Annotated in this window: 18 protein-coding genes; 15 read left to right on the top strand and 3 right to left on the bottom strand. The window is 70.7% G+C overall.

Annotated features, from left to right (window positions below):
• The first annotated feature begins 99 nt into the window (after positions 1 to 99).
• The 9 genes from ftsW (at position 100) to ABZ915_RS33500 (ending at position 8,730) form a co-directional block, all read left to right on the top strand.
• Complete coding sequence (gene ftsW, locus ABZ915_RS33540) at positions 100 to 1,473, top strand: putative lipid II flippase FtsW (protein ID WP_361811039.1); 1,374 nt, start codon at positions 100 to 102, stop codon at positions 1,471 to 1,473.
• Between the two features lie 6 nt (positions 1,474 to 1,479).
• A complete protein-coding gene (murG, locus tag ABZ915_RS33535; RefSeq protein ID WP_361811037.1) occupies positions 1,480 to 2,568 on the top strand; it encodes an undecaprenyldiphospho-muramoylpentapeptide beta-N-acetylglucosaminyltransferase in 1,089 nt (362 codons plus the stop codon).
• A gap of 26 nt (positions 2,569 to 2,594) precedes the next feature.
• Complete coding sequence (locus ABZ915_RS33530; protein WP_361811035.1) at positions 2,595 to 3,398, top strand: FtsQ-type POTRA domain-containing protein; 804 nt, start codon at positions 2,595 to 2,597, stop codon at positions 3,396 to 3,398.
• A 278-nt stretch (positions 3,399 to 3,676) separates the two neighbouring features.
• Positions 3,677 to 4,888, top strand: coding sequence for a cell division protein FtsZ (gene ftsZ, locus ABZ915_RS33525; RefSeq protein ID WP_361811033.1), 1,212 nt, complete (start codon positions 3,677 to 3,679; stop codon positions 4,886 to 4,888).
• 10 nt (positions 4,889 to 4,898) lie between these two features.
• Positions 4,899 to 5,630 (top strand): peptidoglycan editing factor PgeF, encoded by a 732-nt coding sequence (gene pgeF, locus ABZ915_RS33520; protein ID WP_361811031.1) that lies wholly within the window; start codon positions 4,899 to 4,901, stop codon positions 5,628 to 5,630.
• 6 nt (positions 5,631 to 5,636) lie between these two features.
• The gene (locus ABZ915_RS33515) at positions 5,637 to 6,356 is read left to right on the top strand and encodes a YggS family pyridoxal phosphate-dependent enzyme (RefSeq protein ID WP_361811029.1); all 720 of its coding nucleotides are present in this window, start codon (positions 5,637 to 5,639) and stop codon (positions 6,354 to 6,356) included.
• Between the two features lie 129 nt (positions 6,357 to 6,485).
• Positions 6,486 to 7,118 (top strand): cell division protein SepF, encoded by a 633-nt coding sequence (sepF, locus tag ABZ915_RS33510; RefSeq protein WP_361811027.1) that lies wholly within the window; start codon positions 6,486 to 6,488, stop codon positions 7,116 to 7,118.
• Between the two features lie 50 nt (positions 7,119 to 7,168).
• On the top strand, positions 7,169 to 7,459 hold the full coding sequence (locus ABZ915_RS33505) for a YggT family protein (protein WP_361811025.1): 291 nt from the start codon (positions 7,169 to 7,171) through the stop codon (positions 7,457 to 7,459).
• Positions 7,460 to 7,512: 53 nt separating this feature from the next.
• Entirely contained in the window at positions 7,513 to 8,730 is a 1,218-nt protein-coding gene (locus tag ABZ915_RS33500; protein WP_361811023.1) for a DivIVA domain-containing protein, read from the top strand.
• Positions 8,731 to 8,899: 169 nt separating this feature from the next.
• Here the strand turns inward: ABZ915_RS33500 and ileS are convergent, their stop codons facing one another.
• A complete protein-coding gene (gene ileS, locus ABZ915_RS33495) occupies positions 8,900 to 12,085 on the bottom strand; it encodes an isoleucine--tRNA ligase (protein ID WP_361811021.1) in 3,186 nt (1,061 codons plus the stop codon).
• Positions 12,086 to 12,698: 613 nt separating this feature from the next.
• Here ileS and ABZ915_RS33490 point away from each other — a divergent pair.
• The 5 genes from ABZ915_RS33490 to ABZ915_RS33470 all read left to right on the top strand — a co-directional run bounded on the left by ABZ915_RS33490 (position 12,699) and on the right by ABZ915_RS33470 (position 17,733).
• A complete protein-coding gene (locus ABZ915_RS33490) occupies positions 12,699 to 13,856 on the top strand; it encodes a TraR/DksA family transcriptional regulator (protein ID WP_361811019.1) in 1,158 nt (385 codons plus the stop codon).
• Between the two features lie 81 nt (positions 13,857 to 13,937).
• Positions 13,938 to 14,540 carry a signal peptidase II gene (gene lspA, locus ABZ915_RS33485; RefSeq protein ID WP_361811017.1) on the top strand — a complete coding sequence of 201 codons (603 nt, stop codon included), beginning with the start codon at positions 13,938 to 13,940 and terminating at the stop codon, positions 14,538 to 14,540.
• A 108-nt stretch (positions 14,541 to 14,648) separates the two neighbouring features.
• Positions 14,649 to 15,593 carry an RluA family pseudouridine synthase gene (locus ABZ915_RS33480; protein ID WP_361811015.1) on the top strand — a complete coding sequence of 315 codons (945 nt, stop codon included), beginning with the start codon at positions 14,649 to 14,651 and terminating at the stop codon, positions 15,591 to 15,593.
• Positions 15,590 to 16,060, top strand: a complete 471-nt coding sequence (locus ABZ915_RS33475) for a GNAT family N-acetyltransferase (RefSeq protein ID WP_361811013.1) — start codon at positions 15,590 to 15,592, stop codon at positions 16,058 to 16,060. The genes ABZ915_RS33480 and ABZ915_RS33475 overlap by 4 nt, the downstream gene beginning before the upstream one ends.
• Before the next feature lie 86 nt (positions 16,061 to 16,146).
• Positions 16,147 to 17,733 carry a Na+/H+ antiporter gene (locus ABZ915_RS33470; RefSeq protein ID WP_361811011.1) on the top strand — a complete coding sequence of 529 codons (1,587 nt, stop codon included), beginning with the start codon at positions 16,147 to 16,149 and terminating at the stop codon, positions 17,731 to 17,733.
• A gap of 109 nt (positions 17,734 to 17,842) precedes the next feature.
• Here ABZ915_RS33470 and ABZ915_RS33465 read toward each other — a convergent pair whose 3' ends face one another.
• On the bottom strand, positions 17,843 to 18,952 hold the full coding sequence (locus tag ABZ915_RS33465) for a mechanosensitive ion channel domain-containing protein (protein ID WP_361811009.1): 1,110 nt from the start codon (positions 18,950 to 18,952) through the stop codon (positions 17,843 to 17,845).
• Between the two features lie 117 nt (positions 18,953 to 19,069).
• Between ABZ915_RS33465 and ABZ915_RS33460 the strand changes: the two genes are divergently transcribed.
• A complete protein-coding gene (locus ABZ915_RS33460) occupies positions 19,070 to 19,639 on the top strand; it encodes a dienelactone hydrolase family protein (protein WP_361811007.1) in 570 nt (189 codons plus the stop codon).
• Positions 19,640 to 19,646: 7 nt separating this feature from the next.
• Here the strand turns inward: ABZ915_RS33460 and ABZ915_RS33455 are convergent, their stop codons facing one another.
• Positions 19,647 to 21,317 (bottom strand): alkaline phosphatase D family protein, encoded by a 1,671-nt coding sequence (locus ABZ915_RS33455; RefSeq protein WP_361811005.1) that lies wholly within the window; start codon positions 21,315 to 21,317, stop codon positions 19,647 to 19,649.
• Positions 21,318 to 21,319 lie beyond the last annotated feature (2 nt).

The following is a 21,319-nucleotide window of genomic DNA, read 5'->3' as shown; positions in this document are numbered from 1 at the left end:
CACCGAACGCCGCTGCGCCCGCGCTCCGCGCGGACGACGGGGAACTCAGAACAGGCCCTAGGAGGGACGCGTGACTCGGATGTGGCTGAAGGTCGGGAGGTGCCGGTGAAGTCCGGTAGCCGTACAGGCCGTCCTCCGGTTCAGCGGGCCGTCAGACGGTCCCCGTCCCCCCGGCCGCCGCGCGACAACCCCGTACGACGGCTCTTCACGCGCGCGCGGAAGGCCTGGGACCGGCCGCTGACCGCCTACTACCTGATCCTCGGCGGCAGCGTGCTGATCACCGTGCTGGGGCTGGTGATGGTCTACTCGGCCTCCCAGATCACCGCGCTCCAGCTGTCGCTGCCGGGGTCGTACTTCTTCCGCAAGCAGTTCCTGGCCGCGGCCATCGGCGGCGGGCTGATGTTCGCCGCCTCCCGGATGCCGGTGAAGCTGCACCGGGCGCTGGCCTATCCCATCCTCGCGGGCGCCGTCTTCCTGATGGCCCTGGTGCAGGTGCCGGGGATAGGGATGGCGGTCAACGGCAACCAGAACTGGATCTCGCTCGGCGGCTCCTTCCAGATCCAGCCCAGCGAGTTCGGCAAGCTCGCGCTGGTGCTGTGGGGCGCCGACCTGATCGCGCGCAAGCACGACAGGAAGCTGCTGACCCAGTGGAAGCACATGCTGGTGCCGCTCGTACCGGTCGCCTTCCTGCTGCTCGGGCTGATCATGCTCGGCGGCGACATGGGCACCGCGATCATCCTCACCGCGATCCTCTTCGGGCTGCTGTGGCTGGCGGGGGCGCCGACCCGGCTGTTCGTCGGCGTGCTGTCGATCGCCGGCCTGATCGGTGTGGTCCTGATCAAGACCAGCCCCAACCGCATGGCCCGCCTCGCCTGCATCGGCGCCACCGAGCCCCGCTCCGGGGTCGCCGACTGCTGGCAGGCCGTGCACGGGATCTACGCGCTCGCCTCCGGCGGACTCTTCGGTTCCGGGCTCGGCGCGAGTGTGGAAAAATGGGGCCAACTACCGGAAGCCCACACCGACTTCATCTTCGCCGTCACCGGTGAGGAACTGGGCCTGGCGGGGACGCTGTCGGTGCTCGCCCTCTTCGCGGCTCTAGGCTATGCGGGTATCCGCGTGGCCGGACGCACGGAGGATCCCTTCGTGAGGTACGCCGCGGGAGGCGTGACCACCTGGATCACCGCCCAGGCGGTGATCAACATCGGTGCGGTGCTCGGTCTGCTGCCGATCGCCGGCGTCCCCCTCCCGCTGTTCTCCTACGGAGGGTCCGCCCTGCTGCCGACCATGTTCGCCATCGGGCTGCTGATCGCCTTCGCGCGCGACGAGCCCGCTGCGCGGGCGGCGCTTGCGATGCGGCAACCTCGCTTTGGTAGAAAGCGGGGGGCTGGGGGTCCTGTGTTTAATCGGGGGCCCCGGAGATGGAACACGATGCGACGGCGCGCCTCGGTGGCGCGCTCGTCCGGAGAGCGGTGAATTTCGGTGCATGTCGTACTCGCCGGTGGGGGGACCGCCGGCCACATCGAGCCCGCGCTCGCCCTCGCGGACGCCCTGCGCAGGCAGGACCCGACCGTGGGGATCACGGCCCTGGGCACGGAGCGGGGACTGGAGACCCGGCTCGTCCCGGAGCGCGGCTACGAACTCGCGCTGATCCCGGCGGTGCCGCTGCCCCGCAAGCCCACACCTGAGCTGATCACCGTCCCGGGCCGGCTGCGCGGCACGATCAAGGCCGCCGAGCAGATCCTGGAGCGCACCAAGGCGGACTGCGTGGTCGGCTTCGGCGGTTACGTCGCCCTGCCCGGCTATCTGGCCGCCAAGCGCCTCGGCGTGCCCATCGTGATCCACGAGGCGAACGCCCGCCCCGGCCTGGCCAACAAGATCGGCTCGCGGTACGCCGCCCGGGTCGCGGTCTCCACGCCCGACAGCAAGCTGCGCGACGCCCGCTACATCGGCATCCCGCTGCGCCGCTCCATCGCCACCCTGGACCGCGCCGCGGTCCGCCCGGAGGGCCGTGCCCGCTTCGGGCTCGACCCGAACCTGCCCACGCTGCTCGTCTCCGGCGGTTCGCAGGGCGCCCGCCGCCTCAACGAGGTGGTCCAGCAGGTCGCCCCGTGGCTCCAGCAGGCCGGGATCCAGATCCTGCACGCGGTCGGCCCGAAGAACGAACTGCCGCAGGTGCACCAGATGCCGGGAATGCCTCCCTACGTCCCGGTACCGTACCTGGACCGGATGGACCTCGCGTACGCCGCGGCCGACATGATGCTCTGCCGCGCGGGCGCGATGACCGTCGCCGAACTCTCCGCCGTCGGGCTCCCGGCCGCCTACGTCCCGCTGCCCATCGGCAACGGCGAGCAGCGGCTGAACGCCCAGCCGGTGGTCAAGGCCGGCGGCGGCCTTCTGGTCGACGACGCGGAACTGACGCCCGAGTGGGTGCAGCAGAACGTCCTGCCCGTGCTCGCCGACCCGCACCGGCTGTACGAGATGTCCCGTGCCGCCGGTGAGTTCGGCCGCCGGGACGCCGACGACCTGCTCGTCGGCATGGTGTACGAGGCGATCGCCTCACGCCGATAGGACGATATGCACGGAGGGCAGTGAGCGTGGCCGGACCGACGACCGCCGAGCGCGGTGATCGCCAGCAGGAGTCGTCCGGCCCGCCGCCGGGAAGGCGGTTGGGGAGACTCCGCCTTCCCCGCCTCCGCGGAGTCGTCGTCCTGGCCGCCGCCCTCGTGCTCCTCGTCTCCGGGGTGGTCTGGCTGCTGTACGGCTCCAAGTGGCTGCGGGTGGAGAGCGTCTCGGTCTCCGGGACCGTGGTCCTGACGCCCGCACAGGTCCGCCAGGCCGCCCAGGTGCCGGTCGGCAAGCCGCTGATTTCCGTGGACACGGATGTCATCGAGGCCCGACTGCGCCGGAAACTGCCCCGAATTGACTCGGTTCAGGTCGTCCGTTCCTGGCCTCATGGAATCGGGCTGAAAGTGACCGAGCGTGTCCCGGTGCTCCTCATGAAAAAGGGCGGAAACTTCATCGAAGTGGACGACGACGGTGTCCGCTTCGCCATGGTTCCGCAGGCCCCGAACGGCGTTCCGACCCTGGAATTGACCCCGTCCCGCTCCGCTTCCGCCGCCGCGAGCCTGCGCCGCTTCGACCAGGACCGTCTGGTGCGGGCGGCCGTGGGGGTGGCCGGTGACATTCCGGCCACCGTCGGGCGCGAGACGCGGGCCGTCAAGGTCCGTTCCTATGACGACATCTCGCTGGAGTTGAGCGGCGGGCGCACGGTGCGGTGGGGCAGCGACGAGAACGGCCGCGTGAAGGCCCGTACCCTCAACGCTCTCATGAAAGCCGCCCCCGACGCACGGCACTTCGATGTCAGTGTTCCCACCGCGCCTGCGTCATCAGGGAGTTGACGCACATCCGCGCAGGCCAGCACCCTGGTTGGGCACCGCTATGCCTGATCACATAGGGTGAAAAGAAAAACGGGAGGTTCGGCGTGTTCGTTGAACGTGCGCCACTTGTCGACTTAGTGTCCTGTTCAGAAGACTTCAAGGAACAGGCACACTGGTAACCCTAAACTTCAGCGTTAGGGTTCGGGTCGGCACTCGGACCGTCCCATTCGGCATCAGTCGTCGGATCGCGGCAAGGCCGTGAGGCGGCGACACGTAACTCGAGGCGAGAGGCCTTCGACGTGGCAGCACCGCAGAACTACCTCGCAGTCATCAAAGTCATCGGTGTCGGCGGCGGTGGTGTCAATGCCATCAACCGGATGATCGAGGTCGGTCTCAAGGGCGTCGAGTTCATCGCCATCAACACCGACGCACAGGCGCTGTTGATGAGCGACGCCGACGTCAAGCTCGACGTCGGCCGCGAACTCACTCGCGGACTCGGCGCCGGCGCCAACCCGGCCGTCGGCCGCAAGGCCGCCGAGGATCACCGCGAGGAGATCGAGGAGGTCCTCAAGGGGGCCGACATGGTCTTCGTGACGGCCGGTGAAGGCGGCGGCACCGGCACCGGCGGCGCGCCCGTCGTGGCCAACATCGCCCGCTCCCTGGGCGCCCTCACCATCGGCGTGGTCACCCGCCCGTTCACCTTCGAGGGGCGGCGCCGGGCCAACCAGGCCGAGGACGGCATCGCCGAACTCCGCGAAGAGGTCGACACCCTCATCGTCATCCCCAACGACCGGCTGCTGTCCATCTCGGACCGCCAGGTCTCGGTCCTGGACGCCTTCAAGTCCGCGGACCAGGTCCTGCTCTCCGGTGTCCAGGGCATCACCGACCTCATCACCACCCCCGGTCTCATCAACCTCGACTTCGCCGACGTGAAGTCGGTCATGTCCGAGGCCGGTTCCGCCCTCATGGGCATCGGTTCGGCCCGCGGCGACGACCGCGCGGTGGCCGCCGCCGAGATGGCGATCTCCTCGCCGCTCCTCGAGGCCTCCATCGACGGCGCCCGGGGTGTCCTGCTCTCCATCTCCGGCGGCTCCGACCTCGGCCTGTTCGAGATCAACGAGGCCGCCCAGCTGGTCAGCGAGGCCGCCCACCCCGAGGCCAACATCATCTTCGGTGCGGTGATCGACGACGCCCTCGGCGACGAGGTCCGGGTCACGGTGATCGCGGCCGGCTTCGACGGGGGCCAGCCACCCGCCCGCCGGGACACCGTTCTCGGGTCGTCGTCATCCTCCTCGTCCTCGGCGCGGCACGACGAGCCGATCCCGGTACGGCAGCCCGAGAGCCGCCCGTCCTTCGGCTCGCTCGGCAGCGTCATGCCCAAGGAGGAGCCGGAGGCCGCCGCGGCGGAGCCGGTGGCCGAGATCCCGGTCGCCCCGCCGATCCCGCCGGCCCCGCGGACCTACTCGGACAGCGCCGCGGAGGAGCTGGACGTACCGGACTTCCTCAAGTGATCCTCCTGACGTGATAGGACGGCACGACATCGTGAACGGCGCGCATTTCGCCTTCACCGACCGGTGGGGCGGGGTGAGCGCCGTTCCGTACGAGGAGCTGAACCTCGGCGGCGCGGTCGGCGACGACCCCGACGCCGTACGGAATAACCGCGAACTGGCCGCGAAGTCGCTGGGCCTGGACCCGGCGCTGGTGGTCTGGATGAACCAGGTGCACGGGGCGGACGTGGCCGTGGTCGATGAGCCCTGGGGCACGGGGAGGCCGGTGCCCGAGGTCGACGCGATCGTCACGGCCCGGCGGGGACTCGCCCTGGCGGTGCTCACCGCCGACTGCACTCCGGTGCTGCTCGCCGACCCGGTCGCCGGGGTCGCCGCCGCGGCCCACGCGGGCCGGCCCGGCATGGTCGCCGGGGTCGTCCCCGCCGCCGTACGGGCCATGGTCGAGCTCGGCGCCGAGCCGGGCCGGATCGTCGCCCGCACCGGACCGGCCGTCTGCGGCCGGTGCTACGAGGTTCCGGAGGCGATGCGCGCCGAGGTGGCCGCCGTCGAACCGGCGGCGTACGCCGAGACGAGTTGGGGCACACCGGCGGTCGACGTGAGCGCCGGAGTGCACGCGCAGCTAGAGCGCCTCGGGGTGCGCGACCGGGAGCAGTCGCCGGTGTGCACGCTCGAATCGGGCGATCACTTCTCGTACCGCCGGGACCGCACCACCGGGCGGCTCGCGGGCTATGTGTGGCTGGACTGATCGGATATGACGGACCGTAAGGGTGAACTCGCCGCAAACCTGGCGAAGGTCGAGGAGCGCATCACGGCGGCCTGTGTGGCCGCCGGGCGCAAGCGGGAGGAGGTGACCCTGATCGTGGTCACCAAGACCTACCCGGCGAGCGATGTGCGGATCCTGTCGGGGCTCGGTGTGCGCCACGTCGCGGAGAACCGCGACCAGGACGCGGCCCCCAAGGCCGCCGCCTGCTCGGATCTGCCGCTTTCCTGGCACTTCGTGGGTCAGTTGCAGACCAACAAGGTGCGATCCGTGGTCGCCTACGCCGATGTCGTGCAGTCCGTCGACCGTGCCAGGCTCGTGACGGCACTGTCGAAGGAGGCCGAGCGGACCGGGCGCGAGCTGGGCTGCCTCGTCCAGGTCGCGCTCGACGCGGCAGAGAGCGCGAGGGGTGAACGCGGTGGCGTGGCGCCCGGCGGAATCGAAGAGTTGGCCGACCTCGTCGCCCGCGCTCCGGGGCTGCGGCTCGACGGACTGATGACCGTCGCGCCGCTCACCGGGGAGTACGCGGGGCGCCAACGGGCCGCGTTCGAGCGGATGATGGATTTGTCGACTGACCTGCGCCGGGCCCATCCGGCTGCGAACATGGTGTCCGCAGGGATGAGTGCGGACCTCGAGGACGCCGTGGCCGCCGGAGCGACACATGTACGCATCGGCACCGCGGTACTCGGAGTCCGCCCCAAGCTCGGGTAACGTCGCCAAGAAGTCGGACCACAGCAGAAAATATGGTCAATGTCGCCGAAAGGCGTGCAGAACGACCTCGTGGATCGCGGGCACTTGGCGGTCGTCAGCGGATCCACCACAGAGCGGAGGACTCAGAGCATGGCCGGCGCGATGCGCAAGATGGCGGTCTACCTCGGCCTCGTGGAGGACGATGGGTACGACGGCCGCGGTTTTGACCCCGACGACGACTTCGAGCCCGAACTGGACCCGGAGCCCGAGCGAGACCATCGGCGGCATGAGCCGTCACACCAGTCGCATCAGTCCCAAAGGGACGAATCGGTACGAGTCATGCAGCCACCCGCGCCGCGCGACCCGATTCCTCATGCCGCTTCGCTCCCCGCGGAATCGGGACGCCCGGCGCGGATCGCGCCCGTGGCGTCCATCACACAAGAACGTCAGTCCCTGGAGAAGAACGCACCGGTGATCATGCCCAAGGTCGTGTCGGAACGAGAGCCTTACCGGATCACCACGCTTCACCCCCGGACCTACAACGAGGCCCGTACCATCGGGGAACACTTCCGCGAGGGCACCCCGGTGATCATGAATCTGACCGAGATGGATGACACGGACGCGAAGCGACTTGTCGACTTTGCGGCCGGTTTGGTGTTTGGTCTTCACGGCAGTATCGAGCGGGTGACGCAGAAGGTGTTCCTGTTGTCTCCTGCTAACGTCGATGTCACGGCGGAGGACAAGGCCCGCATCGCAGAGGGCGGGTTCTTCAACCAGAGCTGAGAAGTACGACCGGAACGAAGCACGAAGCAGGGGAGAGGGAAGCACAATCCATGAGCGTGTTCGCGCAGGTGATCTACATCGCGCTGATGGTGTTCCTCATCGTGCTCATCTTCCGGCTGGTCATGGACTATGTCTTCCAGTTCGCCCGCTCGTGGCAACCCGGCAAGGCCATGGTGGTCGTACTGGAGGCCACCTACACTGTCACCGATCCACCGCTGAAGCTTCTGCGGCGGTTCATTCCGCCGCTGCGTCTCGGGGGCGTGGCGCTCGACCTGTCCTTCTTCGTACTGATGATCATCGTCTACATCCTGATCTCCATCGTGGGAAACCTGATGGGGTGAACTGTGGACGATACGGTCTTGCCGACTGCCGATGACTACGTTGAGGTGAAGAGATGCCGTTGACCCCCGAGGACGTGCGGAACAAGCAGTTCACGACCGTCCGCCTCCGAGAAGGCTATGACGAGGACGAGGTCGATGCCTTCCTCGACGAGGTCGAAGCCGAACTGACCCGTCTGCTCCGCGAGAACGAGGACCTGCGCGCCAAGCTGGCCGCGGCCACGCGCGCGGCCGCGCAGAACCAGCAGAACATGCGCAAGCCCCCGGAGCAGGACCAGCAGCAGGGCGGCATGCAGCAGGGCGGTATGCCGCAGGGTGGTATGCAGCAAGGCGGCATGCCGCAGGGTGGTATGCAGCAGGGCGGTATGCCGCAGCAGGGCATGCGAGGTCCCGGCGCTCCGGTGCCCGCCGGAATATCGGGCCCGCCGCAGCAGCAGATGGGTGGCCCCATGGGTGGCCCGCCCCAGCTGCCGAGCGGTGCCCCGCAGCTGCCCGCCGGTCCCGGCGGTCAGGGTCCGGGTCCGCAGGGTCCCGGCCCGATGGGTCAGGGTCCGATGGGTCAGGGTCCGATGGGTCAGGGCCCGATGGGTGGTCAGCCCCCCATGCAGCAGCAGATGGGCGGTCCGATGGGCGGCCCCATGGGCGGTCCGATGGGCGGCCCCGGTCAGGGCCCCGGTGGCGACAGCGCCGCCCGAGTCCTCTCGCTGGCTCAGCAGACCGCCGACCAGGCGATCGCCGAGGCCCGCTCCGAGGCCAACAAGATCGTCGGCGAGGCCCGCAGCCGCGCCGAGGGTCTCGAGCGTGACGCCCGCGCCAAGGCCGACGCGCTCGAGCGGGACGCGCAGGAGAAGCACCGCGTGGCCATGGGCTCCCTGGAGTCCGCGCGCGCCACGCTGGAGCGCAAGGTCGAGGACCTGCGTGGCTTCGAGCGCGAGTACCGCACGCGCCTGAAGTCGTACCTCGAGTCCCAGCTGCGTCAGCTGGAGACCCAGGCCGACGACTCCCTGGCCCCGCCGCGTACTCCGGCCACGGCCTCCCTCCCGCCGTCCCCGGCGCCTTCCATGGCTCCGGCCGGCGCGAGCGCCCCGTCCTACGGCGGCAACCAGCCCATGGGCGGTCCGCCGAGCCCCGCTGCCCCGTCCTACGGCGGCCAGCAGCAGATGACCCCGGCGATGACCCAGCCGATGGCTCCGGTCCGTCCGCAGGGCCCGTCGCCCATGGGCCAGGCTCCCTCGCCGATGCGCGGGTTCCTGATCGATGAGGACGACAACTGACGGCCGGCACGGTCAGTAGTACGCCTTAGGCGTCGGCAGCGTTCAGGGCGGGACCCCGGACTTCGGTCCGGGGTCCCGCCCTATTTACGCGTGTTGACGCCGGTGACGCCGAAGGCCCGGCCCCCAGGGGGCCGGGCCTTCGTGGTGCTGCCGCTGCCGCTGCCGCTGCCTACGCCTTGCGCAGGCGGAAGGTGAGGGACAGTCCCTCGTCGGTGAACGGGTCGCCGTAGGAGCCGTCCGCCTCGCCCTGCGAACCGTGCTCATTCACGAAGGCCGTGGCCAGGACCTCGTCGGCGATCAGGGGCGCGTGCTCGGTCAGGGCCGCGACGACCGCCGGGTCCGTGGAGGTCCAGCGCAGCGCGATGCGGTCGGCCACGTCGAGGCCGCTGTTCTTGCGGGCCTCCTGGATCAGCCGGATCGCGTCACGGGCCAGGCCCGCCTGCCGCAGCTCCTCGGTGATCTCCAGGTCCAGCGCGACCGTGGCACCGGAGTCGGACGCCACCGACCAGCCCTCGCGCGGGGTCTCGGTGATGATCACTTCGTCGGGGGCGAGGGTGATCGTCTCCCCGTCGACCTCCACCGACGCGGTGCCCTCGCGCAGCGCCAGGGACAGCGCGGCGGCGTCGGCCGCGGCGACGGCCTTCGCCACGTCCTGGACGCGCTTGCCGAACCGCTTGCCCAGCGCGCGGAAGTTCGCCTTCGCCGTCGTGTCGACCAGCGAGCCGCCGACCTCGCTCAGCGAGGCGAGCGCCTCGACGTTGAGCTCCTCGGTGATCTGCGCGTGCAGTTCGGTGTCGAGGGCGTCGAAGCCGGTTGCCGCGACGAGCGCGCGCCTCAGCGGCTGGCGCGTCTTCACGCCCGACTCCGCGCGCGTGGCGCGGCCCAGCTCCACCAGGCGGCGGACCAGGACCATCTGCTTCGACAGCTGCGGGTCGATCGCCGACAGATCCGCCTCGGGCCAGGAGGCCAGGTGCACGGACTCGGGGGCGCCGGGGCTGACCGGCACCACCAGGTCCTGCCAGACCCGCTCGGTGATGAACGGCGTCAGCGGGGCCATCAGCTTGGTGACCGTCTCGACGACCTCGTGCAGGGTGCGCAGCGCCGCCTTGTCGCCCTGCCAGAAGCGACGGCGGGAGCGGCGGACGTACCAGTTGGAGAGGTCGTCGACGAACGCCGACAGCAGCTTGCCGGCGCGCTGGGTGTCGTACGCCTCCAGGGCCTGGGTGACCTGGTCGGTCAGCGCGTGCAGCTCGGACAGCAGCCAGCGGTCCAGCAGCGGACGGTCGGCCGGGGCCGGGTCGGCCGCACTGGGCGCCCAGCCGGAGGTGCGGGCGTACAGCGCCTGGAAGGCGACGGTGTTCCAGTAGGTCAGCAGCGTCTTGCGGACGACCTCCTGGATCGTGCCGTGACCCACCCGGCGGGCCGCCCACGGGGAGCCGCCGGCCGCCATGAACCAGCGGACCGCGTCCGCGCCGTGCCGGTCCATGAGCGGGATCGGCTCCAGCGTGTTGCCCAGGTGCTTGGACATCTTGCGGCCGTCCTCGGCGAGGATGTGGCCCAGGCAGACGACGTTCTCGTACGAGGACTTGTCGAAGACCAGGGTGCCGACGGCCATGAGGGTGTAGAACCACCCGCGCGTCTGGTCGATGGCCTCGGAGATGAACTGCGCCGGGTACCGGCTCTCGAACAGCTCCTTGTTCTGGTACGGGTAGCCCCACTGCGCGAACGGCATCGAGCCCGAGTCGTACCAGGCGTCGATGACCTCCGGCACGCGCGTGGCCGTCTTCGCGCACTGCGGGCAGGCGAAGGTGACCTCGTCGATGTACGGGCGGTGCGGGTCGAGCCCCGACTGGTCGGTGCCGGTCAGCTCGGTCAGCTCCGCTCGGGAGCCGACGCAGGTGAGGTGGTCGTCCTCGCAGCGCCAGATCGGCAGCGGGGTGCCCCAGTAGCGGTTGCGGGACAGTGCCCAGTCGATGTTGTTGTTCAGCCAGTCGCCGTACCGGCCGTGCTTGACGGTCTCCGGGAACCAGTTGGTCCGCTCGTTCTCCTCCAGCAGCCGGTCCTTGATGGCCGTCGTGCGGATGTACCAGGACGGCTGGGCGTAGTAGAGCAGCGCGGTGTGGCAGCGCCAGCAGTGCGGGTAGCTGTGCTCGTACGGCAGGTGCTTGAAGAGCAGGCTGCGCTGCTGGAGGTCCGCGGTGAGCTTTTCGTCGGCCTTCTTGAAGAAGACGCCGCCGACCAGCGGGACGTCCTCCTCGAAGGTGCCGTCCGGGCGGACGGGGTTCACGACCGGCAGGCCGTAGGCGCGGCAGACCTTGAGGTCGTCCTCACCGAAGGCGGGGGACTGGTGGACCAGGCCCGTACCGTCCTCGGTCGTGACGTATTCGGCGTTGACGACGAAATGGGCCGGTTCCGGACTGTGCCCATTGGTTCCCTCGCTGACGCTCGGGAACTCAACCAGCTCGAACGGACGTTGATACGTCCAGCGCTCCATTTCGGCGCCGGTGAAGGTCTGGCCCGTGGTCTCCCAGCCCTCGCCGAGCGCCTTGGCGACGAGCGGCTCGGCGACGACGAGCTTCTCCTCGCCGTCGGTGGCGACGACGTAGGTGACCTCCGGGTGCGCGGCGACCGCCGTGTTGGACACCAGGGTCCAGGGGGTCGTCGTCCACACCAGGAGCGCGGCCTGGCCGGCGAGCGGACCGGAGGTGAGCGGGAAACGGACGTACACGGAGGGGTCGACGACCGTCTCGTAGCCCTGTGCCAGCTCGTGGTCCGACAGTCCCGTGCCGCAGCGGGGGCACCAGGGGGCGACGCGGTGGTCCTGGACCAGCAGGCCCTTGTCGAAGATCTCCTTCAGCGACCACCAGACGGACTCGATGTACGTCGGGTCCATGGTGCGGTAGGCGCCGTCGATGTCCGTCCAGTACCCCATGCGGGTCGTGAGGGCTTCGAAGGCGTCCGTGTGCCGGGTCACCGACTCGCGGCACTTGGCGTTGAACTCGGCGATGCCGTACGCCTCGATGTCCTGCTTGCCGGAGAAGCCCAGCTCCTTCTCGACCGCCAGCTCCACCGGGAGGCCGTGGCAGTCCCAGCCGGCCTTGCGGGCCACGTGGTAGCCGCGCATGGTGCGGAAGCGGGGGAAGACGTCCTTGAAGACGCGGGCCTCGATGTGGTGGGCGCCGGGCATGCCGTTGGCGGTGGGCGGGCCCTCGTAGAACACCCACTCCGGGCGGCCCTCGGACTGCTCCAGGGTCTTGGCGAAGATCTTCTGCTCGCGCCAGAAGTCGAGCACCGCGTGCTCGAGCGCGGGCAGGTCGACCTGGGCGGGTACCTGGCGGTACGTCGGCGCTGTCATCAGCGAGCTTCCTCCAACGGACTTGCTGCCTTCCGTCGGAGGGACGAGAGCCGTATGTGCTACGTGCGCCGGGTGCGGCGCGCTCCCGCGGTACCACCCTCCTTGGCTCCCCGTGCGCGGTATGCGCCGGTGAGCCCCCTCATTGGGGTCGCGATGCCGGTTCTACCGGCCCCTGGGCCTGCGCTGGGGCTTTCTTCCGGCGGCTCCGGGGTGATCTTCGCGTCGCGCTCGCCCCCGGGCTTCCACCGTCCCCGGGTCGCTCTGGGCTGCGTACGCCGCTACTCGTCCCCATCCACGCTTTTCGCTTCGCCCAGTGTACGGCGCCCCGGCGACAGCGGCAGACCGATTTCGGGTGCGGGGAGGCGACCGATGGGGAAGGGTTGGTATGTCCTGAATGTGCCCTGAATGGCGAGGTACGCGTGTTCGGATCCTGGGATGCCCGGCTCGGCGGATTACCCGGCGGGGAGCTGGGCACAACGCATGCATGCTTGTCGCGCGGGGGTCGCGGGGTGGGCGAATCGGGCGGCGTGCCCCGTTGCCGCGGGACTCAAGTCGATTTATCGTCCCAGCACGATTCGCGAACAAGATCACAATATGTGAAGGGGCCGCGGCCATGGTGGCGAAGAAGACCGCCGTACAGCAGTCGGCGGCGCCCGGCAGGGCCAGGGGAGCGGTTGCGGGTGCCTCCGGAGGGACGAAGTCCTCCGTCAAGGGGGCTGCCGAGAAGAGTGCGGGTGGGGCGGGGAAGAAGCCGGTCGCCAGGAAGGCCACCGCCGGCAAGGCGACGGCCGGTGACGAGGAGGCGAGAGCCGGCGCGGGGAAGGGCGCCGCGAAGAAGACGGCGGCAGCCGCCAAGAGCGGTTCCGGGAGGACCGCCGTCCCGGCCGGGAAGAGCGGACCGCGGAAGGACGCGGCCAGGAGGACCGGCGCCGGCGGAGCCACGACCGAGAAGGCGGGCGCCGAGGAAACCGTGACGAAGGAGCCCGGCACCAGGGCACGGGGCGGCAAGGAACCCCGCGCCGAGGGACCGCGCGGCAAGGAATCCCAGGTCAAGGCGCCGGGCGGCAGGAAACCCGGCCTCAAGGAACCGGGCGGCAGGAAGACCGGCCGCAAGGAACCGGGCGGCAGTGGGCCCGGGGCCGGCGTGGCCGGTGCGGGAGGGGGCGGCGCCGCGGAGGTGGGCGCCGCGCGGGCGGCAGCGCAGCAGGCGGGCACCGAGGAGGCGGTGGCCGGGAAGAGTTCGGCCAAGAAGGCGGGCGCGGCGCAGGCCGCGAAGCAGACGGGAGCCACGACGGTGGTTGCGAAGAAGACTCCTGGCACGGCCACGGCGGCGAAGAACGCGGTCCCCAAGGCACGCTTCGCCGCGGTGGACCCCGGCGACCTCGCGGTGCGCCCCGGTGAGGATCCCTGGACCTCCGAGGAGGTGGAGGAGGCGCGTGCCGAGCTCCAGTCCGAGGAGGCGCGGCTCAGCGCCGAGATCACCAACTCGGAGCAGTCCCTCGCGGGGCTCATGCGGGACTCCGGGGACGGTGCCGGCGACGACCAGGCCGACACCGGCACCAAGAACATCACGCGCGAGCACGAGATGGCGCTGGCCGCCAACGCGCGCGAGATGCTCATCCAGACCGAGCGAGCCTTGGAACGGCTGGACGCGGGCACGTACGGTCTGTGCGAGAACTGCGGCAACCCCATCGGCAAGGCCCGCATGCAGGCCTTCCCGCGGGCCACCCTGTGCGTGGAGTGCAAGCAGAAGCAGGAACGCCGGTACTGAACCGGTGCCGACCTGCACGGGGGCCCGCCGGGGCGTGCCGTAGTCTCGTGTGAAGTCAGGTACCTAGGTTGAGGGACTCACGTGGCAGAGGCGGAACACATCATCGGTACGCCGGACACCCCGGATGCTTCGGGAGCGGGACACGATGAGACCCCCGCGCGCGCGGGGACCGCGACGACCCCGGCCGAGCAGCCCCGGGGGCGGCGCCGGGTCGCGGTGCTGTTCTCGGTGGCCGCCTTCGCCTACGCCCTCGACCTGATCAGCAAGCTGATCGTGGTGGCCAAGCTGGAGCACCACGCGCCGGTCAAGGTCCTCGGGGACTGGCTGGAGTTCACCGCCATCCGCAACGCGGGCGCGGCCTTCAGCTTCGGGCAGGCCTACACGGTCATCTTCACGGTCATCGCGGCCGCCGTGATCGTGGTGATCGTCCGCCTCGCCCGCAAGCTCTACAGCCTGCCCTGGGCGATCGCGCTGGGCCTGCTGCTCGGCGGCGCGCTGGGCAACCTGACCGACCGGATCCTCCGCTCGCCGGGGATCTTCCAGGGCGAGGTCATCGACTTCATCGCGCCCAAGGGCTTCGCGGTGTTCAACCTGGCCGACTCGGCGATCGTCTGCGGCGGCGTCCTGATCGTGCTGCTGTCCTTCCGCGGCCTGGACCCGGACGGCACGGTCCACAAGGACTGAGGCCCCGGGCCCGTCCGGCCGGTCCGGCAGGCCTGGCCGGCTTGTGCACAGGCCGCGTTGTCCACAGGCTCGTTCGGGGCCGTCGGACCCGTCCGGCATACTCGTCGGGTGAGCACGCTTCCCGAGATCCGTACCCTGCCCGTGCCCGACGGCCTGGAGGGCGAGCGCGTCGACGCCGCCATCTCCCGCATGTTCGGCTTCTCCCGTACCAAGGCGGCCGAGCTGGCCGCGGCGGGAAAGGTCCAGGTGGACGGCTCGGTGGTCGGCAAGTCCGAGCGCGTGCGCGGCGGTGCCTGGCTGGAGGTCGAGATGCCGGGGGCGCCCGCGCCCGTGCAGATCGTCGCCGAGCCCGTCGAGGGCATGGAGATCGTGCACGACGATGATGACGTGGTCGTGATCGTGAAGCCCGTGGGCGTGGCCGCGCACCCGTCGCCGGGCTGGACCGGGCCGACCGTCATCGGCGGCCTCGCCGCCGCCGGGTACCGGATCTCCACCTCCGGGGCCGCCGAGCGCCAGGGCATCGTGCACCGCCTGGACGTGGGCACGTCCGGCCTGATGGTGGTCGCCAAGTCCGAGTACGCGTACACGTCGCTCAAGCGCCAGTTCAAGGAGCGCACGGTCGACAAGCGGTACCACACGCTCGTCCAGGGCCACCCGGACCCGACCAGCGGCACCATCGACGCCCCCATCGGCCGCCACCCCCACCACGACTACAAGTGGGCCGTCACCGCGGACGGCAAGCCGTCCGTGACCCACTACGACCTCATCGAGGCGTTCCGCGCGGCCTCCCTCCTGGACGTGAAGCTGGAGACGGGCCGCACCCACCAGATCCGCGTCCACATGGCCGCCCACCGCCACCCGTGCGTCGGCGACCTGACCTACGGCGCCGACCCCACGCTCGCCAAGCGGCTGCGCCTGACCCGCCAGTGGCTGCACGCCGTACGGCTCGGTTTCGAGCACCCCGGGGACGGCCGGTGGGTGGAGTTCGAGTGCGGCTACCCGGAGGACCTCCAGACGGCGCTCGACCAGGTCCGCGAGGAGACCTACGGATGAGTGGCACGCCGTACTCCGTGCGGATCGCCGAGGACCCGGCCGACCGGGTGGCCTGCTTCGCGGTGCGCAAGGAGGTCTTCGTCGCCGAACAGGGCGTCCCCGAGGACATCGAGTACGACGCCCACGACGCCGCCGCCGTGCACGTCCTGGCGGTCCGGGAGGACGGCGTGCCGCTGGGCACCGGACGGCTGCTGTACGGCGCGGCGGCCGCGGCGCAGACCGGCGGGGACGCCTCGGTGGGTTCCCTGGGACGGCTCGCCGTCACCAGGGAGGCACGCGGCCTGGGCGTCGGCGTGGCCCTGGTGCGGGCCATCGAGGACGCGGCACGCGCGCGCGGGCTGACGGCCGTCGACCTGCACGCGCAGACCCACGCGCTGGGCTTCTACGAGCGGCTCGGTTACGCGGCGTACGGGCCCCAGTACCCGGAGGCGGGCATCCCGCACCGGGCGATGCGGCGCACGCTGTAGTCCCGGCGGGTGCCGGACGGCCGGTGACCGCAGGGACGTGGCAGGCTTGAGGCCTGCTGTGTGACGTCGACCCCGGAGCGCTGGCCGTGGATCAGTTGGCCCTGCTGTTCGTGCTGCTGCTCGGGGCCCTGGTGAGTGTGCCGGTGGGGGACCGGTTCGGAGTGCCGGCGCCGGTGCTGATGACGCTGCTCGGCATCGTGCTCGCGGTGGCCGACTTCGTCCCGAACGTGAACATCCCGCCGGAGCTGATCCTGCCCGGACTGCTGCCGCCGCTGCTGTACGCGGCGGTGCGGCGGACGTCCTGGCGGCAGTTCACCGCCAACAAACGGCCGATCTTCCTGCTCGCCGTCGCCCTGGTGTTCGTCACCACGGTGTGCGTCGCCGCCGTCGCCTCCGCGATCGTGCCCGGACTGCCGGTCGCCGCCGCCGTCGCGCTGGGCGCGCTGATCGCCCCGCCCGACCCGGTCGCCGCGACCGCCGTCGCCGGACAGCTCGGGCTGCCGCGCCGGCTGGTGTCGATCCTGGAGGGCGAGGGGCTGTTCAACGACGTCACGGCCATCGTGCTGTACCACGTGGCGATCGCCGCCGTGGTCAGCGGGAGCTTCTCGCCGTGGCGGGCCGGACTGGACCTGGTGCTGTCCGCGGTGGTCGCCGTGGTCGTGGGACTGGCACTCGGCTGGGGTGCGAACTGGCTGATGGACGTGCTGGAGGACGCCACCCTTCAGATCGGGCTGACGCTGCTGGTGCCGTACGCCTCGTACGTGCTCGCGGAGGAGCTGCACGGCTCCGGGGTGCTCGCCGTGCTGACCACCGCGCTCTTCCTCGCCGAGTACGCCTCCCACCCGGACGACGTGATGACGCGGCTCGCCGGGCACACCTTCTGGGACATCGTCGACACGCTCGTCACGGGGGTGGCGTTCGGGCTGATCGGCCTGGAGCTGCACAACGCGATCCGGACGGCGTCCGGGCGGTGGGGCGAGCTGCTCGGCTGGGCGGCCACCATCGCGGGCGTGGTGGTCCTCGTACGCCTGCTGTGGCTGATGCCGGCGACCTGGCTGACCAAACGGCTGCACGCCAGGCGGGACTACGACGAGGACATCCCGACGAGCTGGCGGGAGACCGTCGTGATGTGGTGGTCCGGGATGCGGGGCGTGGCGTCGGTGGCGCTTGCGCTGGCCGTTCCGCTCAGGACCGACGACGGGTCGCCGTTTCCCGACCGGAACGAGATCGTCTTCATCGCCTTCGGCGTGATCATGGCGACGCTGGTGCTCCAGGGGCTGACCCTGCCGTGGCTGGTGAAGCGGCTGGGCGTGCGGGCGGACACGGAGCGGGAGAAGGAGTTCGAGAAGCAGCTGGCCGTGCGGGCGGCCAAGGCGGCCAAGCGGCGGCTGAAGGAGATCGAGTCGGTCGAGGACCTGCCGGAGGACCTGTCCGAGCAGATGGCGCGGCGGGCCTTCGACATCGGGCTGCGGATCAGTCCGGACATGGGGGAGGACGAGCGGCGCGACGCGCACGAGAGGCGGGTGCGCCGGCTCAAGCGGGTGCGGCGGATCCAGGGGGAGATGCTGAGTGCCGCGCGGCACGAGGTGATGGCCGCGCGGAGTGAACCCGGGGCGGATCCGGAGATCGTGGACCGGGTGCTTCGGCATTTGGACGTGCGCAGTCTTCGATGACGGTTCGTTGGGCGGTGCGGGTTGTGGGGGTGCGCGGGCGGGAGGTCTCCCGCCCGCGCACCCCCCGTTTCCAGTCGGTGCGCCGTCGGCGGCCGTGCGTTCGTGGGTGTCAGGCGCCGCCCGTTCGCGGGGTCTCGTAGGCGCGGTGGTGGTTGCCGTCCTGGGGTGGGATGCGGGGGCTGTGCGGGGGCAGGGCCGCGTCGGCGGTGTTGACTCGGGGCAGGGCGTACGGGTGTTCCGCGCACAGCCAGGTGATCATCAGCTCGCGGACCGTGACCCGCACCGTCCAGATGTCGTCGGCGTCCTTCGCGGTCACCAGGGCGCGGACCTGGATCGTGGTGGGCGTCGAGTCGGTCACCACGAGGCCGTGGGCGCGGCCGTCCCAGGCCGGGCACTCGCGCAGGATGTCCCGCAGCTTCTCGCGCATCGCCTCGACGGGCGCCGTGTGGTCGAGGTGCCAGTAGACGATGCCGGTCATCTGCGGGGTGCCGCGCGACCAGTTCTCGAACGACTTGGATGTGAAATACGACACAGGCATCGTGATCCGGCGCTCGTCCCAGGTCCGCACCGTCAGGAAGGTCAGCGTGATCTCCTCGACGGTGCCCCACTCGCCGTCCACCACCACGGTGTCCCCGATCCGCACCATGTCGCCGAAGGCGATCTGGAGCCCGGCGAACATGTTGCTCAGCGTGGACTGCGCGGCGACACCGGCGACGATGCCGAGGATCCCGGCCGAGGCCAGCAGCGAGGCACCGGCCGCGCGCATCGCCGGGAACGTCAGCAGCATCGACGCGGCGGCCACGACGATCACGACCGCCGACACCACCCGCATGATCAGCTCGACCTGTGTGCGCACCCGGCGCACCCGGGCCGGATCCCGGTGGGCCCGTGCGTACCGGCTGTACGAGGTCTCGACGATGGCCCCCGCGATCCGGATGACCAGCCAGGCGGCCGACCCGATCAGCACCAGTGTCAGAGTCCGGCCGATGCCGGCCTGGTGCTGCTCCAGCAGCCGCGCCTGGTCGTACGACCCTCTCAGCATGGCCGCGCACAGCACGAGCTGGTAGGGGATGCGCCCGCGGCGCAGCAGTCCCCACAAGGGCGTGTCGTGGTCCCGTTCGTCTGCCTTGCGCAGCAGCCGGTCGGTGGCCCAGCCGATGAACAGGGTCAGGGCGACCGCGCTGCCGATCACGATCAGAGGGCGGAGTACGTTCTCCATGCCTCCGAACGTAACCGGCCACCGGCAGGCTTGAACATGTGACTTCGGCACGTTCCTGGGTAGCGCCCGGCGCGATCACGGTCGGTCACTGTCGTACCCGGCTGGCACCATGGCCTCATGAACATCATGCTCTTTCACTCGACCTACGGCCTGAGGCCAGCGGTGCGCCGGGCCGCGGACCGGCTGCGCGGCGCGGGGCACGAGGTGTGGACGCCGGACCTCTTCGAAGGACGTACGTTCGACACGGTCGAGGAGGGCATGGCCTTCAATGACGAGGTCGGCAAGGACGAGCTGCTGAAGAGAGCCGTCCTGGCCGCCGCGCCGTACTCCGAGCGGGGGCTCGTGTACGCGGGGTTCTCGCTCGGCGCCTCCATCGCGCAGACCCTCGCGCTGGGCGACGGCAAGGCGCGCGGGCTGCTGCTCCTGCACGGCACGTCGGACCTGGCGCCGAACGTCTCCGTGGACGAGCTGCCGGTGCAGCTGCACGTCGCCGAGCCGGACCCGTTCGAGACGGACGACTGGCTGAGCGCCTGGTACCTCCAGATGGGCAGAGCCGGCGCCGACGTCGAGGTGTACAGATACGCCGGGGCCGGTCACCTCTACACCGACCCCGACCTGCCGGACTACGACGAGGAGGCCGCCGAGGCCACCTGGCGGGTGGCGCTCGGCTTCCTCGAATCGCTCTAGCGGGCGGCTACACCGGGTCGTAGGTCCGCTCGACCTGCTGCGTGCCGCTGCGTGTGCGGTACGAACGCACCCAGGTGGAGGTGGCGTTCGCGTCCGTGCGGTCGGACAGCACGTAGTAGTCCATCTGCGCGCGGTCGGCGGTGATGTCCAGGACGCCGTAGCCGTGGCGGTCGGTGTCGACCCAGTGCACGTGCCGGTTGGCGGCCTTGATGATCGGCGCGGCGATGGCGGAGACGGTGCCCTCGGGGACCTTCACGATGTCGTCGAGGTTGTCCGAGGTGACCGAGGTGACGACGAACTCGGTGGCGGCCGACGCGGACAGCGGGTAGGTCCCGGCGTCCACCGGCACGTCGTTGGCCCACGCCATGTGGATGTCACCGGTCAGGAAGACGGTGTTGCCGATGGCGTTGGAGCGCAGGTGGGCCAGTAGTTCGCGGCGGTCGTCGGTGTAACCGTCCCACTGGTCGGTGTTGAGGGCGAGGCCGTCCTGCGGCAGCCCGAGCAGCTTCGCGAGCGGCTTGAGCAGGTCGGCGGAGAGGGAGCCGATGGCGAACGGCGAGATCATCACCGAGTTGCCGACGAGCCGCCACCTGGTGTCGGAGGCCTTCAGGTTGGCCTTCAGCCAGTCCAGCTGGGCCCGGCCGGTGATGGTGCGGTCCGGGTCGTCGACCGAGCCGCTGCCCGTGGCGGCCTGCTGCGAGCGGAAGGAGCGCAGGTCCAGCAGGGAGAGGTCGGCGAGCTTGCCGAAGCGCAGCCGGCGGTAGGTGGTGCCCGCGACGGCCGGGCGGACCGGCATCCACTCGAAGTACGCCTGCTTGGCGGCGGCCTGACGGGCACTCCAGGTGCCCTCGGCGCCCTCGGTGTGGTTGACCGCGCCGCCCGACCAGGCGTTGTCGGCGAACTCGTGGTCGTCCCAGATGGCGACGACCGGCGCCTTGTGGTGCAGGGCCTGGAGGTCGGGGTCGGTCTTGTACTTGCCGTGCCGCGTCCGGTAGTCGGCGAGGGTGAGGATCTCGTTCGCGGGGGCGTGCGGGCGGACCACGGTGCCGCGGGCCGCGTACTCGCCGGACTTGTACTCGTAGATGTAGTCCCCGAGGTGCAGCCAGGCGTCGAGGTCGCCCCGCGACGCGAGGTGGCGGTACGAGGCGAAGTAGCCGGCCTCCCAGTTGGCGCAGGAGACCACGCCGAAGCGCAGTCCCGCCACGCTCGCGTCCGCCGCCGGCGCGGTGCGGGTGCGCGCCACCGGGGAGTCGGCGGAGCCGGCCGAGAAGCGGAACCAGTAGTCGGTGGCGGGCTCCAGGCCGCGGATGTCGGCCTTGACCGTGTGGTCGGAGGCGGCCGACGCGGTGAGGGACCCCTTGGCGACGACGGTGGTGAACGCCTTGTCCTTCGCCACCACCCAGCTCACCTCGGTGTCCGGGCCGAGCCCGGAGCCCGGTATCGCCTCGGCGGTGGGTGTCACCCGGGTCCACAGCAGGACCCCGTCGGACAGCGGGTCACCGGAGGCGACGCCGTGCAGGAAGGCGGGCGAGCCCGTGGCGGCCCGAGCGGGCAGCGCGGCGGCGAGCGGGCCGGCCAGGACAGCAGTGGCCGCCGCGGCCTTGACGACCGTACGGCGGCGGGGAGAGAGGGAGTTGACGCCCTGGGATGTCTCGGGGGCTCTGTATCGACTGGTCACGG

This window comes from Streptomyces sp. NPDC046915 (assembly GCF_040644935.1).
Classification (GTDB): Bacteria; Actinomycetota; Actinomycetes; order Streptomycetales; family Streptomycetaceae; genus Streptomyces.
Note: the sequence above shows the minus strand (reverse complement) of the source record. Positions and strands in the feature narration are given on the sequence as shown.